Annotated in this window: 16 protein-coding genes; 10 read left to right on the forward strand and 6 right to left on the reverse strand. The window is 51.7% G+C overall.

Annotated elements, in window-relative coordinates; genetic code table 11:
* The first annotated feature begins 1 nt into the window (after position 1).
* Positions 2-1,327, forward strand: coding sequence for a GtrA family protein (locus tag EPA93_RS38240; protein ID WP_165423681.1), 1,326 nt, complete (start codon positions 2-4; stop codon positions 1,325-1,327).
* A gap of 216 nt (positions 1,328-1,543) precedes the next feature.
* Positions 1,544-2,086, forward strand: a complete 543-nt coding sequence (locus tag EPA93_RS38245; protein ID WP_129892563.1) for an RICIN domain-containing protein — start codon at positions 1,544-1,546, stop codon at positions 2,084-2,086.
* A gap of 73 nt (positions 2,087-2,159) precedes the next feature.
* Here the strand turns inward: EPA93_RS38245 and EPA93_RS38250 are convergent, their stop codons facing one another.
* Both EPA93_RS38250 and EPA93_RS38255 read right to left on the reverse strand, forming a co-directional pair.
* Entirely contained in the window at positions 2,160-3,173 is a 1,014-nt protein-coding gene (locus EPA93_RS38250) for a dipeptide epimerase (protein ID WP_129892564.1), read from the reverse strand.
* 86 nt (positions 3,174-3,259) lie between these two features.
* On the reverse strand, positions 3,260-4,141 hold the full coding sequence (locus EPA93_RS38255; RefSeq protein ID WP_207229311.1) for an N-acetyltransferase DgcN family protein: 882 nt from the start codon (positions 4,139-4,141) through the stop codon (positions 3,260-3,262).
* Positions 4,142-5,062: 921 nt separating this feature from the next.
* Between EPA93_RS38255 and EPA93_RS38260 the strand changes: the two genes are divergently transcribed.
* The 3 genes from EPA93_RS38260 to EPA93_RS38270 all read left to right on the forward strand — a co-directional run bounded on the left by EPA93_RS38260 (position 5,063) and on the right by EPA93_RS38270 (position 7,571).
* Positions 5,063-6,382, forward strand: a complete 1,320-nt coding sequence (locus EPA93_RS38260) for a carbohydrate kinase family protein (RefSeq protein WP_129892565.1) — start codon at positions 5,063-5,065, stop codon at positions 6,380-6,382.
* Positions 6,383-6,480: 98 nt separating this feature from the next.
* A complete protein-coding gene (locus EPA93_RS38265) occupies positions 6,481-6,954 on the forward strand; it encodes a hypothetical protein (protein WP_129892566.1) in 474 nt (157 codons plus the stop codon).
* A gap of 8 nt (positions 6,955-6,962) precedes the next feature.
* Entirely contained in the window at positions 6,963-7,571 is a 609-nt protein-coding gene (locus tag EPA93_RS38270) for a molybdenum cofactor guanylyltransferase (RefSeq protein ID WP_129892567.1), read from the forward strand.
* Between the two features lie 16 nt (positions 7,572-7,587).
* Here the strand turns inward: EPA93_RS38270 and fni are convergent, their stop codons facing one another.
* From fni to EPA93_RS48760, 3 genes are all read right to left on the reverse strand, one after another.
* Positions 7,588-8,736 (reverse strand): type 2 isopentenyl-diphosphate Delta-isomerase, encoded by a 1,149-nt coding sequence (gene fni / locus EPA93_RS38275; protein WP_129892568.1) that lies wholly within the window; start codon positions 8,734-8,736, stop codon positions 7,588-7,590.
* Positions 8,705-10,378, reverse strand: a complete 1,674-nt coding sequence (locus EPA93_RS38280) for an MptA/MptB family glycosyltransferase (RefSeq protein WP_129892569.1) — start codon at positions 10,376-10,378, stop codon at positions 8,705-8,707. Before EPA93_RS38280 ends, fni begins: the two co-directional genes overlap by 32 nt.
* Before the next feature lie 338 nt (positions 10,379-10,716).
* A complete protein-coding gene (locus tag EPA93_RS48760) occupies positions 10,717-10,860 on the reverse strand; it encodes a hypothetical protein (protein ID WP_165423682.1) in 144 nt (47 codons plus the stop codon).
* 675 nt (positions 10,861-11,535) lie between these two features.
* On the opposite strand from EPA93_RS48760, the gene rpmE reads away from it, so the two are divergent.
* The 4 genes from rpmE (at position 11,536) to EPA93_RS38300 (ending at position 15,085) form a co-directional block, all read left to right on the forward strand.
* Complete coding sequence (gene rpmE / locus EPA93_RS38285) at positions 11,536-11,745, forward strand: 50S ribosomal protein L31 (protein ID WP_129892570.1); 210 nt, start codon at positions 11,536-11,538, stop codon at positions 11,743-11,745.
* A gap of 85 nt (positions 11,746-11,830) precedes the next feature.
* Complete coding sequence (locus EPA93_RS38290) at positions 11,831-13,276, forward strand: MGDG synthase family glycosyltransferase (protein WP_242527224.1); 1,446 nt, start codon at positions 11,831-11,833, stop codon at positions 13,274-13,276.
* Positions 13,277-13,327: 51 nt separating this feature from the next.
* Complete coding sequence (locus tag EPA93_RS38295) at positions 13,328-14,335, forward strand: DUF1385 domain-containing protein (protein ID WP_129892571.1); 1,008 nt, start codon at positions 13,328-13,330, stop codon at positions 14,333-14,335.
* Positions 14,336-14,365: 30 nt separating this feature from the next.
* Complete coding sequence (locus EPA93_RS38300) at positions 14,366-15,085, forward strand: protein-tyrosine phosphatase family protein (protein ID WP_129892572.1); 720 nt, start codon at positions 14,366-14,368, stop codon at positions 15,083-15,085.
* Here the strand turns inward: EPA93_RS38300 and EPA93_RS38305 are convergent.
* Entirely contained in the window at positions 15,022-15,915 is an 894-nt protein-coding gene (locus tag EPA93_RS38305) for an HAD family hydrolase (protein WP_165423683.1), read from the reverse strand. The two genes, EPA93_RS38300 and EPA93_RS38305, sit on opposite strands and share 64 nt — an antisense overlap.
* Positions 15,916-16,165: 250 nt before the next feature.
* On the opposite strand from EPA93_RS38305, the gene EPA93_RS38310 reads away from it, so the two are divergent.
* Complete coding sequence (locus tag EPA93_RS38310) at positions 16,166-17,623, forward strand: HD domain-containing protein (protein ID WP_129892574.1); 1,458 nt, start codon at positions 16,166-16,168, stop codon at positions 17,621-17,623.
* The last annotated feature ends 20 nt before the right edge of the window (positions 17,624-17,643 follow it).

A 17,643-nucleotide genomic window follows, 5' to 3' on the forward strand; every position in this document is an offset into this window, starting at 1 on the left:
CATGGTAACAAGTAGATATTCAGCGACAATTTCCTTCCTCTTTACGCGCTATAGCCAGTATGGGCGCTTTATGCTGGCCGGGCTGTTGAATACGGCTATTGATCTGGTAGCCCTTAATCTTTTGCTATGGATATGGCCAAGCACCTCGCTCTGGCGCCTGCTCTTTTATAATATGCTGGCCTATGCCGCCGGTATGCTTTGTAGCTTTCATGTGCATAAAAGGTGGACCTTTGCCACTAGAACAGCCACAACCATGCGACAGGTTATGCGCTTTAGCTGTGTCATGGGCCTTAGCTTTCTTTGTACCAATGTGATATTAGGGCTGGCCATCTACTGCTTGTCTTTGTACGCCTTAACCGATCCTTTCTGGCTGAACCTGGCCCGGCTGGCTAGCTTAGGGGGCGCCGCAGTACTTTCTTTTACCGGGATGTCTACCTGGGCCTTTCGTCAGCGGAGCTGTGCGCTTGCTCTACAGCCGCCAGTATCTCCACGGCTCTTGATGGTTCCTCCTGGCATCTCCGTCTTCGTATATGCCAGTGAGCAGGCGGCAAAGGTGCGCGAAGCCCTGGTAGCAATCTGCAAGACGCTGGGCTCGTGGGAAGTCGATTTTGAGTTGTTTGTCCTGGCGCAGGAAGATCAAGCCCAGATGGCAGAAATTGTGGCGAGCTTTGCGCAGCAGACAAAGCATGTGCATTTGATTTATCTTGCGCAGATGCAGGATCGTGAGATGGCGCTGCGTGCTGCCAGTAAAGAGCTCACGCTTGTCATGGATATATGCTCCTCATCTCACCTGGCGGAGCTTGTGCGTTTTCTCCCGTTGATTGAAGAGCACGAGGCAGTGTTGGGCTATCGTAGTCCGCATACCTGGCGTTGTGGACTTGTACTACGTATATGGCGGCAGCTTATCTATCTGATGTTTGGTATGGTAGTAAAAGATATCAAGTGCCCCTTCAAATTGTTTCGTACTGAGGCTTTACAGGCGCAGTCCTGCCAGGCGAGCGCGGCAATAGGCGATCTAGAGATCCTCTATAAGCTCTGTAGAGCAGGTGGTACCTATACGGAAGTGGCGCTTTGCCAGCTTCCCGCAGAAAGTAGAGAAAGCCAGCACATAAATCCGTTCAAGCTCTTGCGAGAGCTCTATGAAATGCTGGGTTATGCCTATCGCTGCTATGAGGCTGAGCATTGCCTGCCGCCAGCGCCTGCGCGGCCAGTTCTGACCACGGCCTTTCTATCGCCTAAACAGCGACAGAAAAGTAAGAAAGATCCTATTTTCCTATCCCCTTCGGCCCATTCTCTCCAGACGGCGCTGCCTCACTCGCAGCATTAAGCTGTTATGTCACCCGACAGGCGCGAATTTTTACTGGCCTATTACGTAGAGTACGAGCCAGTAAAATTTTTAATGGATTAATGAAATTACAACTATAAATAGTAATAATATGTTTATTTATGTCTTTTGGCGCTTCTTATACTGCAAACATATTCACAACACGTGAGGAGCATAATTTACGTACTCGCGTTGTCAAAGGAGGATAGTTTACCTATCATGAAAAGCGTTTTTACTAAAAAATACATGTGGGCAATTTTAGCTGGCATGTTCACCCTGCTCTTGCCATTGTTGGCCAGTACCTCAGTTCACGCGGCATCTTCTGCAGAGTACTCGCAGCAGGAGGTATATTATAACGTCGTGGGTCTGGACAGCGGAAAATGCCTTGATGTTCAAGGCGACTCCTCGTTAGATGGCACGCCTGTTATTCAGTATCATTGCGATGGAGGAGAGAATCAGGAGTGGTATGCCATCTCTGCCAATCGCAATGGAGCCTTCTATATTGTCTCCAGAGCCAGCGGAAAATGTCTGGCCGTAGGTGGGGATACCTCCTCAGATCAGGCGCCAGTAATGCTAGAGCCCTGTGCCTTTAAGGGTACAGAGCAGTGGAGGCGTCCGTCTGGCGCGGTCTCTCCTCTCATCTCTCTACATAGCAACAAATGCCTGGATATTCCCGACGATACTAACGCCGATGTTGTGCCACTTCAGCAATATAGCTGTGATAATGGGCGTAATCAGGACTGGGAGTTTGTGCTTGTATAAGCAAGTTGGCAAAAGAGGTCCGGTTCCCCAAGACAGGGAACCGGACCATTTATGCTAAGCTCAGGCGCGCTAGCTAGCGTTCGCGGACGCCAAGGCCAGGTCTATCGGGCAGGACCAGCTTGCCTTTCTCGACAGTAACGCCTTCATAAGGATCTTTATCAATCAGCAACTGTCCATCGAGATCTGCATAATCCACAAGGGGCGTCAGGTGGGCAGCGGCAGTAATCGCCAGCGAACTCTCGATCATGCAGCCGATCATAATGCTGAGATTGTGAGCGCGGGCCACATGGATCATCTTCAGGGCATGGCTGATGCCTCCGCACTTCATCAGCTTAATGTTAATGCCATCCACACAATCAGCGATCTTAGGAATATCGTCAACGACCACAGAGCTCTCGTCAGAAATAATGGGCAAAGGCACATTATCGCGCACCAGCTTGAGTCCTGCGTAATCGTGAGCCGGCAAGGGCTGCTCGACAAACTCGATATTATAGGGAGCCAGCGCATTAATAGTCTTGATGGCCTCCTTGGGGGTCCAGGCCGAATTAGCATCAACCCGGATCGTCGCCGACGAGACCTCGCGAATAGCCTTGATGATCTCTATATCGTGTTTGGTGCCTACCTTGATCTTGAGAATGGGGTAATCTTTAGCCAGCAAAGCCTTTTTGGCCATCTCGGTAGGTGTATCGATGCCGATTGTGAAGGAAGTATAGGCGGACTTGGCGGGATTGAGTCCCAGCAGCTTATACACCGGGACCCCGAGCATCTTTCCCATCAGATCATATAAAGCCATATCGACAGCAGCCTTAGCCGAAGGATTGAGCCCAATAATCTTGTTGAGCTGGGCCATGATATCTTCAATTAAAAAAGGATCATCACCAAGATTGCCAGCAAATAAGCTGATGCAGGCCATAGCGGTCTCAAGACTCTCACCATAATATTCGGTTGGCGAGGCCTCGCCGTAGCCTGTATAATCGTTGTGGGTTATCTGGACAATCATGTTTTGTGCTGTCGTCTGTACTCCACGCGAGATGCGAAAGGGCACAGTCAGCTTCAGGTCGATAGGTCTGGCATTAAGATGCATCATTGTATCTATCCTTTTTCTCGGTAAAACGGTCATCCAGCCTGAGAAGGGTCAGCAGGCAGAGACGAAGAGAGGAGCCTTTAGCAAGGCTATGCGGCGAAATGCTTAACGAGAGCATCTAGAAGCTTATCCGCGCCGAAACGTATAGGATCAGTAGTTGGTAATCCCATCTCATCCTCTATCCGTTTGATCTCATCGTGCGCCTGTTCTTCAGTTAGATTGTAGGTGACCAGCGAGATGCCGGCTACCTTGCAGCTGCGATCGGGGCGTATCCAACTGATTGCCTCTTCATTAATTTCGATGAGTCGCTGTAGAGAAGGGAATTTCACGTGCTCAAGACCATCGATGCAGGTAGTGCCGGCCACATGGCAGAAGATCATGGCATCGGGATTAGAGCCATGGACCAGGCCAAGGGTTACCGGCGCGTAGCCAGGATGATTGAGCGCACCTTGACCTTCAACAAAGACCCAATCATGCTTCTCGGCGAGATCTAGCGTCATTTCCTCAACCATGCCAGCAATAAAGTCGCTGATAAGCCGATCGGCTGGTAAGCCTCTGTTTGAGATCATAATGCCCGTCTGCCCGGTAGCCAGGAAAGCACTGCTTAAGCCACGCTTTTGGGCCGCCTTATCCAGTTCGAGGGCCACTGTCATTTTGCCTGTCGAGCAGTCCGAACCAACCATCAGAACTGTATGGCTGCCAGCGCGATGCGGAACAAACTGGGCCACGCGCTTCTGCTCAGGTGGACGGCGTACATCCCAGATCTTCACACCACGCTTGGCAGCAGCGACGCTCAGCTCAGGATCTTCGGAAAGGAAGACATGCAGACCGCTAATAATATCCAGGCCAGCTTCAATGGCTGCGAGAATTTGCCAACGCCATGTTTCTGGCAGCGCACCACCCATCGGTGCAATGCCGATCAAGAGCGTATCAGGCCGGAGGGTGAGGGCCTCATGGATGTCTTGTACCATAGGGATACCTTTGCCAAGGGGGCGGAGAGGGCCTGGGATACATCTATGCCTGCTTTGGTACTATCGATAACAGCTACAACTGTATCCTGACTATAGCGGATGACACCCGTAGCTGTTTTTGCATAGTGCCAATTGAAAGCACCTTCTGCCAGTATGGCTATTCTTTGCATTCGTTACTCCTTCGTAGGTAAATAAGTAATGGGACCTTGGGTAGTGCTTTTCTCATTATACAATCTAAGCGAGCAGTAAAAATAGGGGCTATTGCCAGAGTTATTGTGAATTGTAGAGCAGACATAAGGTTGTAGCATGCCTATGCCTGTGTGATACAATCAGCCCTATATACCTATACGTATCATTTCTACAGATGCCATGTCATATCATATAAGTATCTTTTTGACAGAAGTTGCGGCAGAGAACCGCTTCTGAAGCCGTGCGACAGAAGAGAATATCGCAGAGATATTTGCGTAGTAATAGATATCGGGCTGTTTGCTGACTTTAGCGCGAATATATGTTCGGCCCCGGCGCTGGGGATAGGGCAAATCTGGTAAAGAGCGAGATCTTGATACGCGGTCGGTTGCGATTACCGATAGCGTTTTGCATCTGGCTTTTGTGACTCCTCCTGCTAGATTAGGAACTGCTTTTTGCGGTGAGCGACACATCTACTGGAATAAGCCAGCCCTTTACCGGGTTCTGCCTGAAAGAGACTACATAGAGTCATCGGATTTTCACTGTGGCGCATCAAATTAACCAACCCGATGTAGCAATAGGTGCTTGAAGGATATGGGCACGGAAGCGTAGCCTTTTTTAGGAACGTGGGTCCCTTAAAATCTTTTCCCAGCCTATGAGTGCGGCTGCCGCGCCGTGCATACATCGTGTTTACTTACAGTGCAGGTCATGCATCTTATGTGGAGAATTTAAGCTATGAGTGATTTAGGACGACCAGATGGCCAGCTAGATCTGACGGAAGCCGATGGTCAGTTGAATGGGTTCGCGAGAGATACAATAACAGAGCCAATTCCTGTCCCTCGCGCTCTTGCTATGGCAGAGGTTGTAGTGGCGGGTCATATCTGCCTGGATATTATTCCTACATTGGTAGGAGATTCTACTGTATTGGCGCCGGGACGCTTAGTTGAAGCCGGCCGGGCAACCCTGGCTACTGGCGGCCCAATCTCCAATACGGGCCTGGCTTTACGTAAGCTTGGCATTACGACAAGCCTGATGGGCAAAGTTGGCGATGATCTGTTCGGGCGCACGATCATCCAACTCATTGAGGCTCAGGGAGCGGACCTGGCAAGCGGTATGATTGTTGCACCTGGCGAGGCAAGTTCATACTCCATCATTCTTAACTTTCCCGGGGTGGATCGTACTATTATTCATGCTCCCGGCTGTAACGATACGTTTGGCGCAGATGATGTGCGCTATGATCTGCTCAATTCGGCTGGCCTCTTCCACTTTGGTTATCCCCCTTTAATGGCACGGATGTATCAGGATAATGGGGCTGAACTGGTGAGCATCTTTAAAAAGGTGAAGGAGATGGGCATTACCACTTCTCTTGACCTTTCGATGCCCGATCTATCTGGTCAGGCTGCCCAGGCTGACTGGCGCGCTATCCTGGCAGCTGTATTGCCTTATGTAGATGTGTTTATGCCAAGTATTGAGGAGCTGCTCCTTATGCTACGCCGTCCACTTTATAATAAGCTGACAACGAAGGCGCGCAAGACTGGATTGCTGGCCCAGGTGACGCCCGCACTGGTTTCAGAGTTGGGTAAGTTGCTCTTAGGCATGGGAACAAAGATCGTCGGCTTAAAGGCAGGCCATCGTGGCCTCTATCTGCGTACTGCAGATATGGCCAGCCTTGAACAGATGGGACGCGTTCAGCCCAAGAATATGCCGCTGTGGGCTAATCGCGAACTATGGGCTCCCTGCTTTGCGACTGAGGTGGTAGGCACTACCGGTTCGGGCGATGCTACGATAGCTGGCTTCTTGATGGGCATATTGCGCGGGATGAAGCCAGAAGCGGCTCTGGCCTCTGCTTGTGCGGTTGGGGCGTGCTGTGTGGAGGCTCCCGATGCAATAAGTGGGATACGCAGCTGGCCGGAAACCATGGAGCGTATCGCCGCAGGCTGGCCGCGACTCCTGTTAAAGAAGCGTGGTCGTTCCGCGCTGAATATGCCCTCAGCCAAATGGCGTTGGGACGCGGATCATGAGGTATGGCGAGGTACGCAAGATGTCCTGTATTAGCTCTGCTTTCCCTCTCCCTCTGGACTCGTTTGTCCATCCATGCTATCATTGAATGCGATTCGGGATGCGGATACACGACGAAGGGAGTTGATGCCTTTATGCAATTCAACCTATATCACTGGCTCTTTGATGATCCATATACAGCAGGCTCGAATGCGGGCCTTTCGGGCCCGGAGACATTCCATTTTGTCTGGCCCTGGCTCATTTTTTGCTGTGCCGGCCTGCTGCTCGCTTTCTATTATGCGGTCGAGGGTCGCAAGCGTTTTGTCAAAGGGAAGCCGCTGGTCAAGTATATGCTTGATCGCTATCTCGGTTGGTTTGCGGTTATCTGTTTTGTTGGTTTGCCACTGTTGTTTTCGCGTGTGTTTCTTGACGGCTACTTCTTTGCCTGGCGTGCCTGGCGCTACCTCTGGTTAGTATCGCTGCTGGTCTGGGCAATTATGTGGGTAGTTTATATGCTGAGGAAATATCCGCAGGAACGCGCGAGCTACGAGGCGTATCAGCAACGTCAGCAATATATGCCAAAAAGTTCTAAGAGTAATAAGCGTAAAGCTAAAGCGGCATCCAGGTAAGAGCTATCGTGTTTACTTCTGCCGGTATCATCCTTGCAGGCGGGCGTAGCAGGCGCATGGGGAGGGACAAGGCGTTTTTGTCTCTGCCAGGACCTGGAGAGAGAACCTTCGTCGAGTATCTTACACACCTGTTGACTTCGCTTTGCCATGAAGTTGTTCTGGTTGTGCGGGATACAGAGCAAATGGCTCGCTATGCCAGCTATGCTACTTCCAACATCAGGCTGGTAGCTGATAAGGTGGCTGATACCGGGCCACTCATGGGGTTGTATACAGGCTTGGGTGCGATCGCAACTACCCATGCGCTTGTCGTCGCCGTCGATATGCCCTTTGTGCAACCTGTCATGGCCAGTTTTTTGCTTTCTTGCCCTCTTGACGAGGCTCCGGTTGTGCCAGTGGTGAAGGCTATTCCTCAGGTGCTCCTGGCCGTCTATCCGCGCACGCTTGTGCCTCAACTGGAGGCTCTTCTGCAGGAAGGCCGACGTGATCTACGGAGCGTGCTGGAGGCCAGGCATGTGCATTATATAGATGAGACTCATCTACGCGAGATTGATCCCCAACTGCGCTCCTTTGTCAATGTCAACACGCCCGAGGAACTGTCAAGACTTCGTTCCTCTTAAGCGCGCACTACAATTTTTAACTGGCGTTGAGCCGCGTTTGTAAGTATCGCCAGCGGCGCTGGGCCATAGCTTTTAGCTCATCCTCAAAACCTCGAAGCTCTAACCAGGCGCGGGTCTGTCCCAAGACTACAACGTCTACCTCGTGCAATTGGGCTAGATTGCTTGCTCCACTCAATTGCATGGCAACTTTTAGCTCGGCCACTGTACTCTCCAGGAGCTCGCAAACGCGCTCATAGCTCTCGCTGGCAGCTTTAAGGAAAGGAAAGCCTATTCCCACCAAGGTAGCGCCAAGGGCCAGCGCGCGCGCGGCATCAAGTCCGTTGCGTATGCCTCCTGTCGCGATTAAGGGAAGCTGGGCAGTCGCGGCCTCGACCACGGAGATAGGCGTGGCCAGGCCCCAATTTTTATAGAGCTGGCCGATATTCAAGCCAGACTCATTTTCCGTTGATTGCTTGTGGCGTGCAGCTTCCAGGGCTGGCATGCTGCTACCTCCCGCGCCACCAACATCAATCGCGGCAACCCCACAGGCGCGCAGCAAAAGGGCCTGTTCGCGGCATATACCCGCTCCAGTTTCTTTGGCGATGACCGGCAGCTTGAGTTGTCCAGTAAGAGTGGTCAGCGCCGCACTTGCTCCCCGCGCTCGGCGGTCTCCCTCGGCCTGTGCGGCTTCTTGCAGGCTATTCATATGCACAGCCAGCGCATTGGCCTCAATCATCGAAATAGCCTTCTGTACTTGCTCCAGGCTGAAGGGACTATGGCCAGCTTGCGCAATGAGCTGGGGAGCGCCGATGTTGGCGATTAAGAAGGCGTGGGGAGCCTGTTCCCGCGTGACGGTATAGCTGGCGGCAAGCTCTGGATTGACGATCGCGGCCCGCTGACTGCCCACGCCAAGAGCCAGGCCGTAGCGCTCGGCTGCGCGGGCCAGGTTGCGATTGATAGTTGTAACGTCGGGATGCCCGCCGGTTAGTGAGGATATAAAAATGGGGTAGCGCAACTGCTGCCCCAAGAAGGTAACTGATGTATCGAGCTGGTCCAGATCGACCTCGGGTAAGGCCTGATGGACAAAATGAATATCACTCCAGTTTGCTTGCTGTGGCGCCGAGATATCATGGCTTAGAGCCGCCTGCACATGTTCAATCTTGCGCTGTGTGACTTCGTTGCTCATATACGTGGGCGATCCTTTCTATATGCTTCTGCTTCATGTTGGCAACTATGAGGTAGATGAGTGGTAGGCCAAAGATCAAGGCTGTTTGGTATTTAGCAATTGGTCCCCTGGTAAAACCTACAAAAGGATAAATGAAAAGCGCAGTACAGGATAGCAGTAACATAGCCGAAGTAAACGTATCAAAGCGGCGTAACATAACTATCCATAACATCCAGAGTAAATACCACGGCCAGAACCAGCCAGAGACGAGTAACATATACCAAAAGACTGCAATACTACAACTACTTAATAGTATATCCAGCTCCCAAATGCCCTGTTGGTCAGAGGCAGATCTGCCACGTCGAGAGGCGTGGCGTACCTGGCTGAGCAGATGCATATAGAGTAGGACAAAAATGAAGGTTGCCGAAGCTCGCAAAGTGATATCGGCGGCCACAGAAGGAGGGACGAGTGCCGGGAAATGGAGCAGATTAGCGGCAGACTGAAACAAGCTATGCATTGGGTCCGCCAGGATGCTGACAGGTGAATGCACAAAGTGTTCCATATCAATAGCCGAGGTGACTGCAAAGAAGGTCGATGCCCCGCGCCAGAAAGGGAAGAAGACAAGTAAGGCTGGAATAAGTACCAGGGTTGTGCGCCAGCTCAGTTTCCAGAAGAGCTGGCCTATGTTGTGCTCTTTGCGGACATCGAACCAGAGATAGAAAGGGGCCAGCAGAAGCCCGACCAGATTGGTGCTAATTGCCAGGCCTAAAGTGATAAAGGCGCAGATTTTCCAGATGATCTGGTTCTGCATATAGAACCAGGTAGTGATTAAGAGAATGCAGATCAGCACGCCCTCATTGTGCCCATTACCAACGAGCTCAATGAGCACAAGCGGATTCCAGGCATAGAGCAGGGTGCCCAGTAACTTGCGCTCGGGGGCCATCTGCGCCAGAATCTTCCAGATCAGGAGACAGTTGACGAGATCGATAAGCAGAATGGTGCCCTTAAACAGTAACAGCGAAGTCGGTGGATAGTTGCTTATACTGGCAAGGAGCGCAGCAATACAGAGCCAGAGCGGCCCGAATATGTTGGGAGCATCGCGCCCCGAAAGCACCCACTGTAAATAAGGATCGTGTGGAAACTGGCGCGGGGCGGTGTTCAGAGGATCAACCCCATAAATAACAAGCAGACGACCGGAGAAAATATGCGTAAATACATCGTCTGAAAGAAGCAAAGGCTGAAACAACAAGGTAAGTCCAAATAAGAGAACACTGGCCAATAGGAAAACCAGCCAGCGATAATCGGCCTTTGCCCCGGCCCCCGAGCGTTGCATGCGTAGAGCGGCTATAATAGCCCATAGATATGTAGCGGTCAAACCAATAAAAGTGAGACCCAGTAACATAGGCGAGAACAGTTCATGTCGCAAGGATGCTTGCATAAAGGGCTGCAATATTCCTGCCAGCACATGAGAAGGTAAAAGCGTCCACGGCCAGGCTTTAACCAGCGGCGTATCGCTTAGGTGTAGGCCCGGAAAGGGCGAGAGCGCTACCATCAGCAGGTAAAGTAATTCGAAGATGCCGACGATCAACAGTGGAAAGAGATATCTCTGCTTGCTGGGTATCGCGCCTGCTGGCTCAAGATTAACCTGCTGATAAGTCGTCAAACCAACCTCTTCCTAAATAGTATGGGCCTTATCTATGCAAGAAGGCCCGAGAAGCTATCGCACCATTCAATCTTCTTAACTCGTGTTAAGAGGGGCAGAGCACTTGCCTCTTCCGGGGACAAATGTAGAGCGCTAAAGACTTAACAGATTAAGTAAAAAGACGCCTGTATGTATTATCGAGTGAGCCTGCCCTGGCGTCTCTTAATGGTAATAGCTGCTATGGTCTTTACATAAGAGAAGCAGGGCAACGAAGGTAACAGGGCTAAAAGCTCCTGGCTGTCCCCGTTCTCTGCTCAATTAGGCCGAAAAAATTTCTCTCTGCTAGGGAACTACCTGACTTATTGTAGTCCCACTCTCTTAAACGAAGTATCTATGTGTTTGAGATAGTAATCAGTACTTGTGAGTTCCTGTAGCCAGGCATCAGTCTTGCGTGTAGTAGACCAGGTGGCCGCCATTTCTTGTAAGGAATATCTTTCGATCATCGTATGTTTACTACCTCAGTATGTGCTAGACACAAAGCGCGTGATTTTGATACTCGCTGTAGTGTATCACATACGATAGGGAAGCTATGCTCAGCAGCGTCGCAGGCTGCGGAACAATGAAGGTGGGAAGGCTTGGGCGCTTGTAGCAGAGCCTTCCAGGACCCCAAAAAGGGATGGCAAAGGGCGAGATGTCGCGATTAAGCGAATTGCCCTTACCTGGGGCGCGGGGCACAGCCCCGATTTTTCTCCTCTTATGCGCCGCTGTCAGGCTGTGGAACAACGAAGGTGAAAAGGCCCTGAGCGCTTATAGTTATCGGGCATAAAATGATGGCAGAATGTGTTATTATAATGTAGAATGGATGAAAATTCGAAGTATAGAAAAATAAATCTGCGTCAGAGACGTTTAAATTAAAAAATATTAGCTGGCCCGAAACCAAAAGTAGACTTGTTCCAGAGCTGGAAATGCGAGCTCCTGCCCCGCCTGGCGCGCCAGAAGACGTAGCCACAGCTCCAGGGACTTTATGTGCTGAGACTTGACGTCGAGATGCTATACATGTAAAATCATGTTTGCATTGCTACTATACTGCTGGTGGGGTAAGCAAGACTAAGAAGACCAGGGGATGGGGGCCTTCTCAGAGACTGATCCATCATTGTTGAGATATCTTGGGAGTAACCATGAAACAGGGAATACATCCAAACTATGTTGAGGCCACAGTTAGTTGTGCTTGTGGCAATAGCTTTCAGACAGTAAGCATTAAGCCACTGCTCAAGGTTGACGTCTGTTCTAAGTGTCATCCATTCTTTACAGGACAGCAGCGTATCCTGGATGCAGCTGGCCGTGTTGAGCGTTTCCGCAAGCGCTTCAACTTGCAAGACGAAGAATAGGCAGTTACCAACGGAAAAACGGGGGATAAAGGCGTACTCAGGTGACCCTTTATCCCTTTTTTCCGTTTAAAGCTTGTAGCAGGGGGTGAGTCATCTGGCGAATGTAACGCAAAGAACAATACTGTTCCTGATTGCTGATACAGGAGCAGGTCATCGCAGTGCCGCCAACGCCATTACAACGGCTCTCAAATTAATTTCGCAGCGTGATCAGGAAGAATGGCAAACGCGACGACAGGGTAGCAAAGAGTCTGGTCAGGAAAGCGAAGAAAATAGAAACGATTCTATCTATCCGCCACCGACGTATCGTATCGAGATCGTTGATGTGTTTGAGGAGTATAGCCGTTTTCCATTGCGTGAAGTTGTGAAGCTTTATGGTCCTACGATTCGCTATAATCCTAAATTATTTGGCGACCTCTTCCATAGAAGTAATCGAGAAGGCACAGTTTTAGCTGCAAACTCTCTAGCAAGTCCTCTTATATTCAATGGGCTTTTGCGCCTTTTTACCACGGTGCAGCCAGATGTAATTGTATCCATTCATCCTCTAATCAATTTTGTCACTGTGCGAGCATTGCGTAAGCTGGGCCTGCATATCCCTTTTATCACTGTTGTGACTGATCTTGTGAGTGTCCATTATGCCTGGTTTGCTCCTGGCGTTGACGGCTATATCGTGCCGACCGAACAGGCGAAAGAGCTCTACTTGAAGCGTGGCCTTGATCCGCAACGCGTACACCTGCTGGGGATGCCCATTGACCCTAAGTTTACGCGTGCAGTTGATGATAAAGTGACCTTACAGCGAAAGCTTGGCTTAGAACCGGGTATACCGGTAGCTTTGCTTGTGGGAGGTGGCGATGGCGCCGGAGGCCTGCCGACCGCCGTCAGGGCTATTTCACAGGCGCGCTTACCTGTGCAACTATTGGTAGTGACGGGACGTAACAGAAGATTATATGCCCATTTGCAGCGTACTCATACTAAATTGCATGTCCCGGCCCGCATCTTTGGTTTTGTGCATAATATGCCCGAACTTATGCACGCTGCCGATGTGATTGTGACCAAGGCTGGACCGGGGACGATCTGCGAGGCGCTATCCTGTAACCTGCCAGTTGTGCTCAGTGGTTATGTACCGGGCCAGGAGGAAGGGAACGTTGATTTCGTCCTGAAGAATGAAGTGGGGATGTTGGCTCTGCATGCCAGTGAACTGGTCAATGGCTTGCGCCGCCTGATTAAGCCCGGCTCTCCTGAACTGCAGAAGTACTTGAGAAATGCCAGCCAGGTAAGCCGTCCAGGCGCATCTTTTGATATCGCGCGCTGCATTCTTAGTTACTTGCCTGCGCCCGATCAGGTAAGCGTCTGGCAATCTTCTCAATGGCAGCGCCGTCAGCGTATGATGTCAGGCCGCTTACGCTCGGCCATACGCATTCGCCGCTTGCGCGGTCGCTTGCCAAGGCCCATCTTACGCAGCCCAGTGATGCGTAAGCCCCAGTTGCGCGTACGTGAGCTGTTTTCAAGCGACGGAGATGCCTCGGAGTCTTGAAGCAGAAATAGCGCCGGTCAGTGTTAAGACACTCAAGGAGCAAGAGATTTCATGAAATTCTATTACGGAGGCCAGGCAGTTATCGAAGGGGTGATGATGCGGGGGCGTAGCTCTGCTGCGGTGGCGATCAGGAAGCCCGATGGAGATATCCATATCTACGAGGAAGCGCTTGATCCGCGCCTGTATCAGAGCAAATTGTGGCGTTTACCATTTTTGCGCGGCATGTTACTCCTGTGGGAGATGCTGGTCTTAGGAACACGCCTGATGACTGTTTCGGCCAATATCGCTTCTGGAGCGGTAGATCCTGATGCTCCTGCTTCTTCGCCGGAAATGGCTCCAGCTGGAGAGCCAGCCGAGGCAAGCAATAAACTGGAAGAGGAACGACCCGCGCAACTGGGAGGCGCGACATTAGTCTTCACTCTTCTTATCTCGCTGGGCCTTGGCGTGGCAATCTTTTTTGTGGGGCCGCTTCTCCTTACCAGCCTCTTCCATCAACAGTTGGGAGAAGGCTGGCTCAACGTGATTGTAGAGGGAGTGATCAGGCTGGCCCTCCTGGTGGGTTATCTCTACTTGATTGGACGCATACCTGATATTCAGCGCGTCTTTGGCTACCATGGTGCTGAACATAAGGCTATTAATGCGATGGAGAGTGGCGATCCGCTGGGTGTGGAGCATGTACGGCGGGCTTCGCGCGTGCATACCCGCTGCGGCACAGGCTTTTTGCTCCTGGTGATGGTAGTCTCAATCTTTGTGTTCGCGCTAGTTGGCTCGCCCACCTTGCCGCTCAAGATACTCTCGCGCATTGTCCTGGTTCCCATTGTAGCAGGCATCGCTTATGAGCTGATGCGTCTGGGTGCCGCTAATTACCGCTATCGTGTGGTTCGCTGGCTACTGGCTCCGGGCCTGGCTTTGCAAGGGCTAACAACGCGTGAGCCCGACGATAGTATGATGGAGTGTGCAATCGCAGCTCTGAAACGTGTTATGCTACGTGATCGTGTTCTAGAACTGGAGAACGAGCAAGAGCATCTACCTCAGCTAGCGGTTTCTCCCGGTGATTAAATATTAGCATCGCAATCATAGAGGAACATTATGCCAATAGATCCAGAGACACCACCTATTAAAGAACAGGCAAATGGCGTAGTTGTATCAGACGATTCGTTAGCGGAGCCAGACTTCGTTCCCACACCGCCTGCGCAGGTCCAGGTCCCGCGCATCCAATTCTCGGTGATGCGTTGGGCCTCCAGTGGAGTTGTAAGGGTGCTCTACCGCTTCTGGACACGCGTCGCCGCTACATTTTGTCCAGAAGGCTCTAAGGGCGAGCAGGTGGCGCGCAACTTGCATATTCCATTGCCCGACAGACTGAACATGAGCTGGGTAACCGGACAACTGGCGGTTGGCGGTCGCGTGCGTCCAGCCGATATCAAAGCTCTGCGGCTCGTTGGGGTGACACAGGTGGTTGATACGCGCGCTGAATACTCGGATGATAAGGAAGCCATGGCTCGTGAGGGCATTGAGCTACTCTATCTGCCGACACCTGATACCTTTCCCCTGAGCATAGAACAGCTGATGCAAGGAGCTTCCTGGGTTCATGAGCGCCTCCAGAAGGGGGGACGCGCATTGATCCATTGCGAGCATGGCGTTGGCCGCAGTGTACTGCTAACCTGTGCCGTGCTGGTATATGGTGGCATGCATGCCAGTGAGGCTTTACAGCTTGTGCAGGAGAAACGCTGGCAGGCTTCACCCAATCATCGCCAGATTTCGCGACTCAGAGAGTTTGAAGAGGCCTGTCGTTCGCTGCCCAGGATATAGCGCTCAATGGCTTGAGCCACGCCATCCTCAGTATTGCTGCCGGTGATGGCGTTGGCGGCAGCCTTTACCTCCTCTGGAGCCTGACCCATCGCGACTCCCCAACCGGTAGCCTGCAGCATCTCTATATCGTTATTGTTATCTCCAATCGCCATAGTTTGCTCAGCAGGGATGCCTAAGTGCTGAGCTAAGGCTTTGACCCCGCTAGCCTTGGTGCAGCCAGCGTGCATGATCGCCAGTTCGGCTGTGTGATAGGAGCCGCTAGGAATTGAGTTCCAGGAGCATTGCAGATCTACAAGCGCCGGCTTCATTGCCTCCACGATAGCCTCTGTCGTAAAGGCTACTACGCGTATGGGGTCCGGCTGCCCCGTGGCGCATACATCGTAAGGCAGGCGGCGCAAAGGTCCCTCAGTTGTGTTGAGGTAATCATTTACCCAATCGTTATCGTACTCGGCAGGACCGGTCCAGACTTCCTCTCTTGTTCCTACGATATGATGCAGCACAGGTTGAACGCCATGTTGGACCATAAGGTCGACTGCTCGCTGGGCAATATGGGAAGGAAGCAGATTTTTGTAAGTTACCGTCCCCTCCGGGTGCTGAATGATGATTGCGCCGTCATAGAGAATGATGGGAATAGCTATGCCTAGCTCAGTGGCGATGGGCGCCGTATTCCAGTAGCGTCGCGCCGTAGCAAGCGTGACGATAACACCTTCTTGCTGGGCTTTACTGATCGCTTCTAGCGTTCGTGGCGCAATGTGTTTCTGGGGAGTAAGCAGCGTACCATCAATGTCGATTGCGAGTAGTTTGATTGGCTGAGATAACTGTGTTTGCATGTAGCTTGTATGCCTTCTGAAGATAAGATGTGACAGGAGTGATATATCCTGCCTCATCCGGGCCTGCCATTCTTTACCAGTATATACTGATGCATATCTCGATGGCTAGAGACAATTGGCAGGTTTGGAGCCTGCCAATCCTCAAAAGATGAGGAGCTAAGTGCTAGCCCGGGCTGGAAGCTGGCAAGCCAGTAACCTATCCCAAAGACTTCATAGACTTTCCCTCGGCTTATCTGATACAATTTGGGCTATGGATACACGCACAGAGCGTTCTAAAGGCGCTCACTCAAAACATCAAATGCCGGAAACTGAACTATCAGCTGATACTGTTGTGGTAGGGGCAGAAATGAGGCAGTTCTGGGTAGACGCGGAAAATCTGCCTTTATTGCCCGATATGCGCCCTACATCGACGGTACGCGATAGCCTCTATGAGCTCATTCCGCTGGGGCCGCGGGAAGAAAAATTGATTAGTACGCAGCCCTTTTTGCGCCTTCAGCAAGTGAAGCAGCTTGGTTTTGTCTACCGGGTCTGGCCGGGGGCGACGCATACGCGTTATGAGCATAGTCTGGGAAGCTACCACCTGGCTGTAAGAGCATTAAGGGCGTTATTGCAGCGGGGGGAAGCGGGCGGGCTGGATGGAGTTTCGGTAAAGAGCATACAGGCTCTGGTAGTAGCTACTCTATTGCATGATATTGGACATTATCCCTATTCGCATACTATAGAAGAACTGGGCCATCCTATTGTGCGTCATGAGCAGGTAGGGCGCTCAATTATCGAAAAAAGCGAGATTGCTACGATTTTGGAGCGGGATTATCAGCTCGCACCAGATCGCGTGGCCAATTTTATTGATCCACAGAAATCGACGCGCTGGCCTGAAGATGATGCCCTTTTGAGCCATTTGCTCAGTGGGGCGCTGGATGTCGACAAACTTGATTATCTGCCACGCGATGCGCGGGGCTGTAATGTTCCCTATGGCGGTGTTGATGTATCGCGCCTGCTGGGAGCCTTACGCGTGCATCCTGATGTGCGTGGACAGCGCCAGATTGTGGTAACGCACAAAGGAATCAGCCCGCTCCATTCCTTGCTGCATGCCAGGCAGGAAATGTTTGATAACATCTACTGGCACCATACTATTCGGGCTTTGCAAATCATGCTTGTCAGGGCCGTACAGGATGCCCTTACTGAGGGAAACATCACGGCTGAACAACTTGTGGGACACGACGATGAGTCTTTGCTGATGGCTCTTTTGGAACCCCAGATGCCAGCTAGCTCCCGTGCTCTGGCCGAGGCCCTGAAACTACGCCGTCCTTACAAAGAGATCCTTGAGGTAAGTCGCCTGGCCGGGCGCCTTTTCCACCGTCTCGAAGCGCTTTTCTGGGACGCGGAACGGCGCAGACGCATCGAGAAAGCGCTGACCGCTGAGCTAGCCAGTGCCCTGAATACCGAGATCGCTGATTATGAAATCTTATTCGATATTCCTCGGCCGGAAAAATGGGAGATGAATGTCTGGATCTGGTTCGAGCAACCGCCAGTGGGTATGGAAACGCTGATGCCCTGGGTTGAGGTAACGGGTCTGCAACCTGATGATCTTGCACGCTATGAACAGCACCAGCGCCGTATTCGCCTGGTGGCGGCTGAACGTCTACGCCCTCTCTTGCTGGAGCATAAAGATGATTTGCTCTTGCCTACCCTTGATCAATTGCTTTAAGTCCCGGCAGCTGTTTTGCC

It is taken from the genome of Ktedonosporobacter rubrisoli, assembly GCF_004208415.1.
In the GTDB taxonomy this organism is placed as follows: Bacteria; Chloroflexota; Ktedonobacteria; order Ktedonobacterales; family Ktedonobacteraceae; genus Ktedonosporobacter; species Ktedonosporobacter rubrisoli.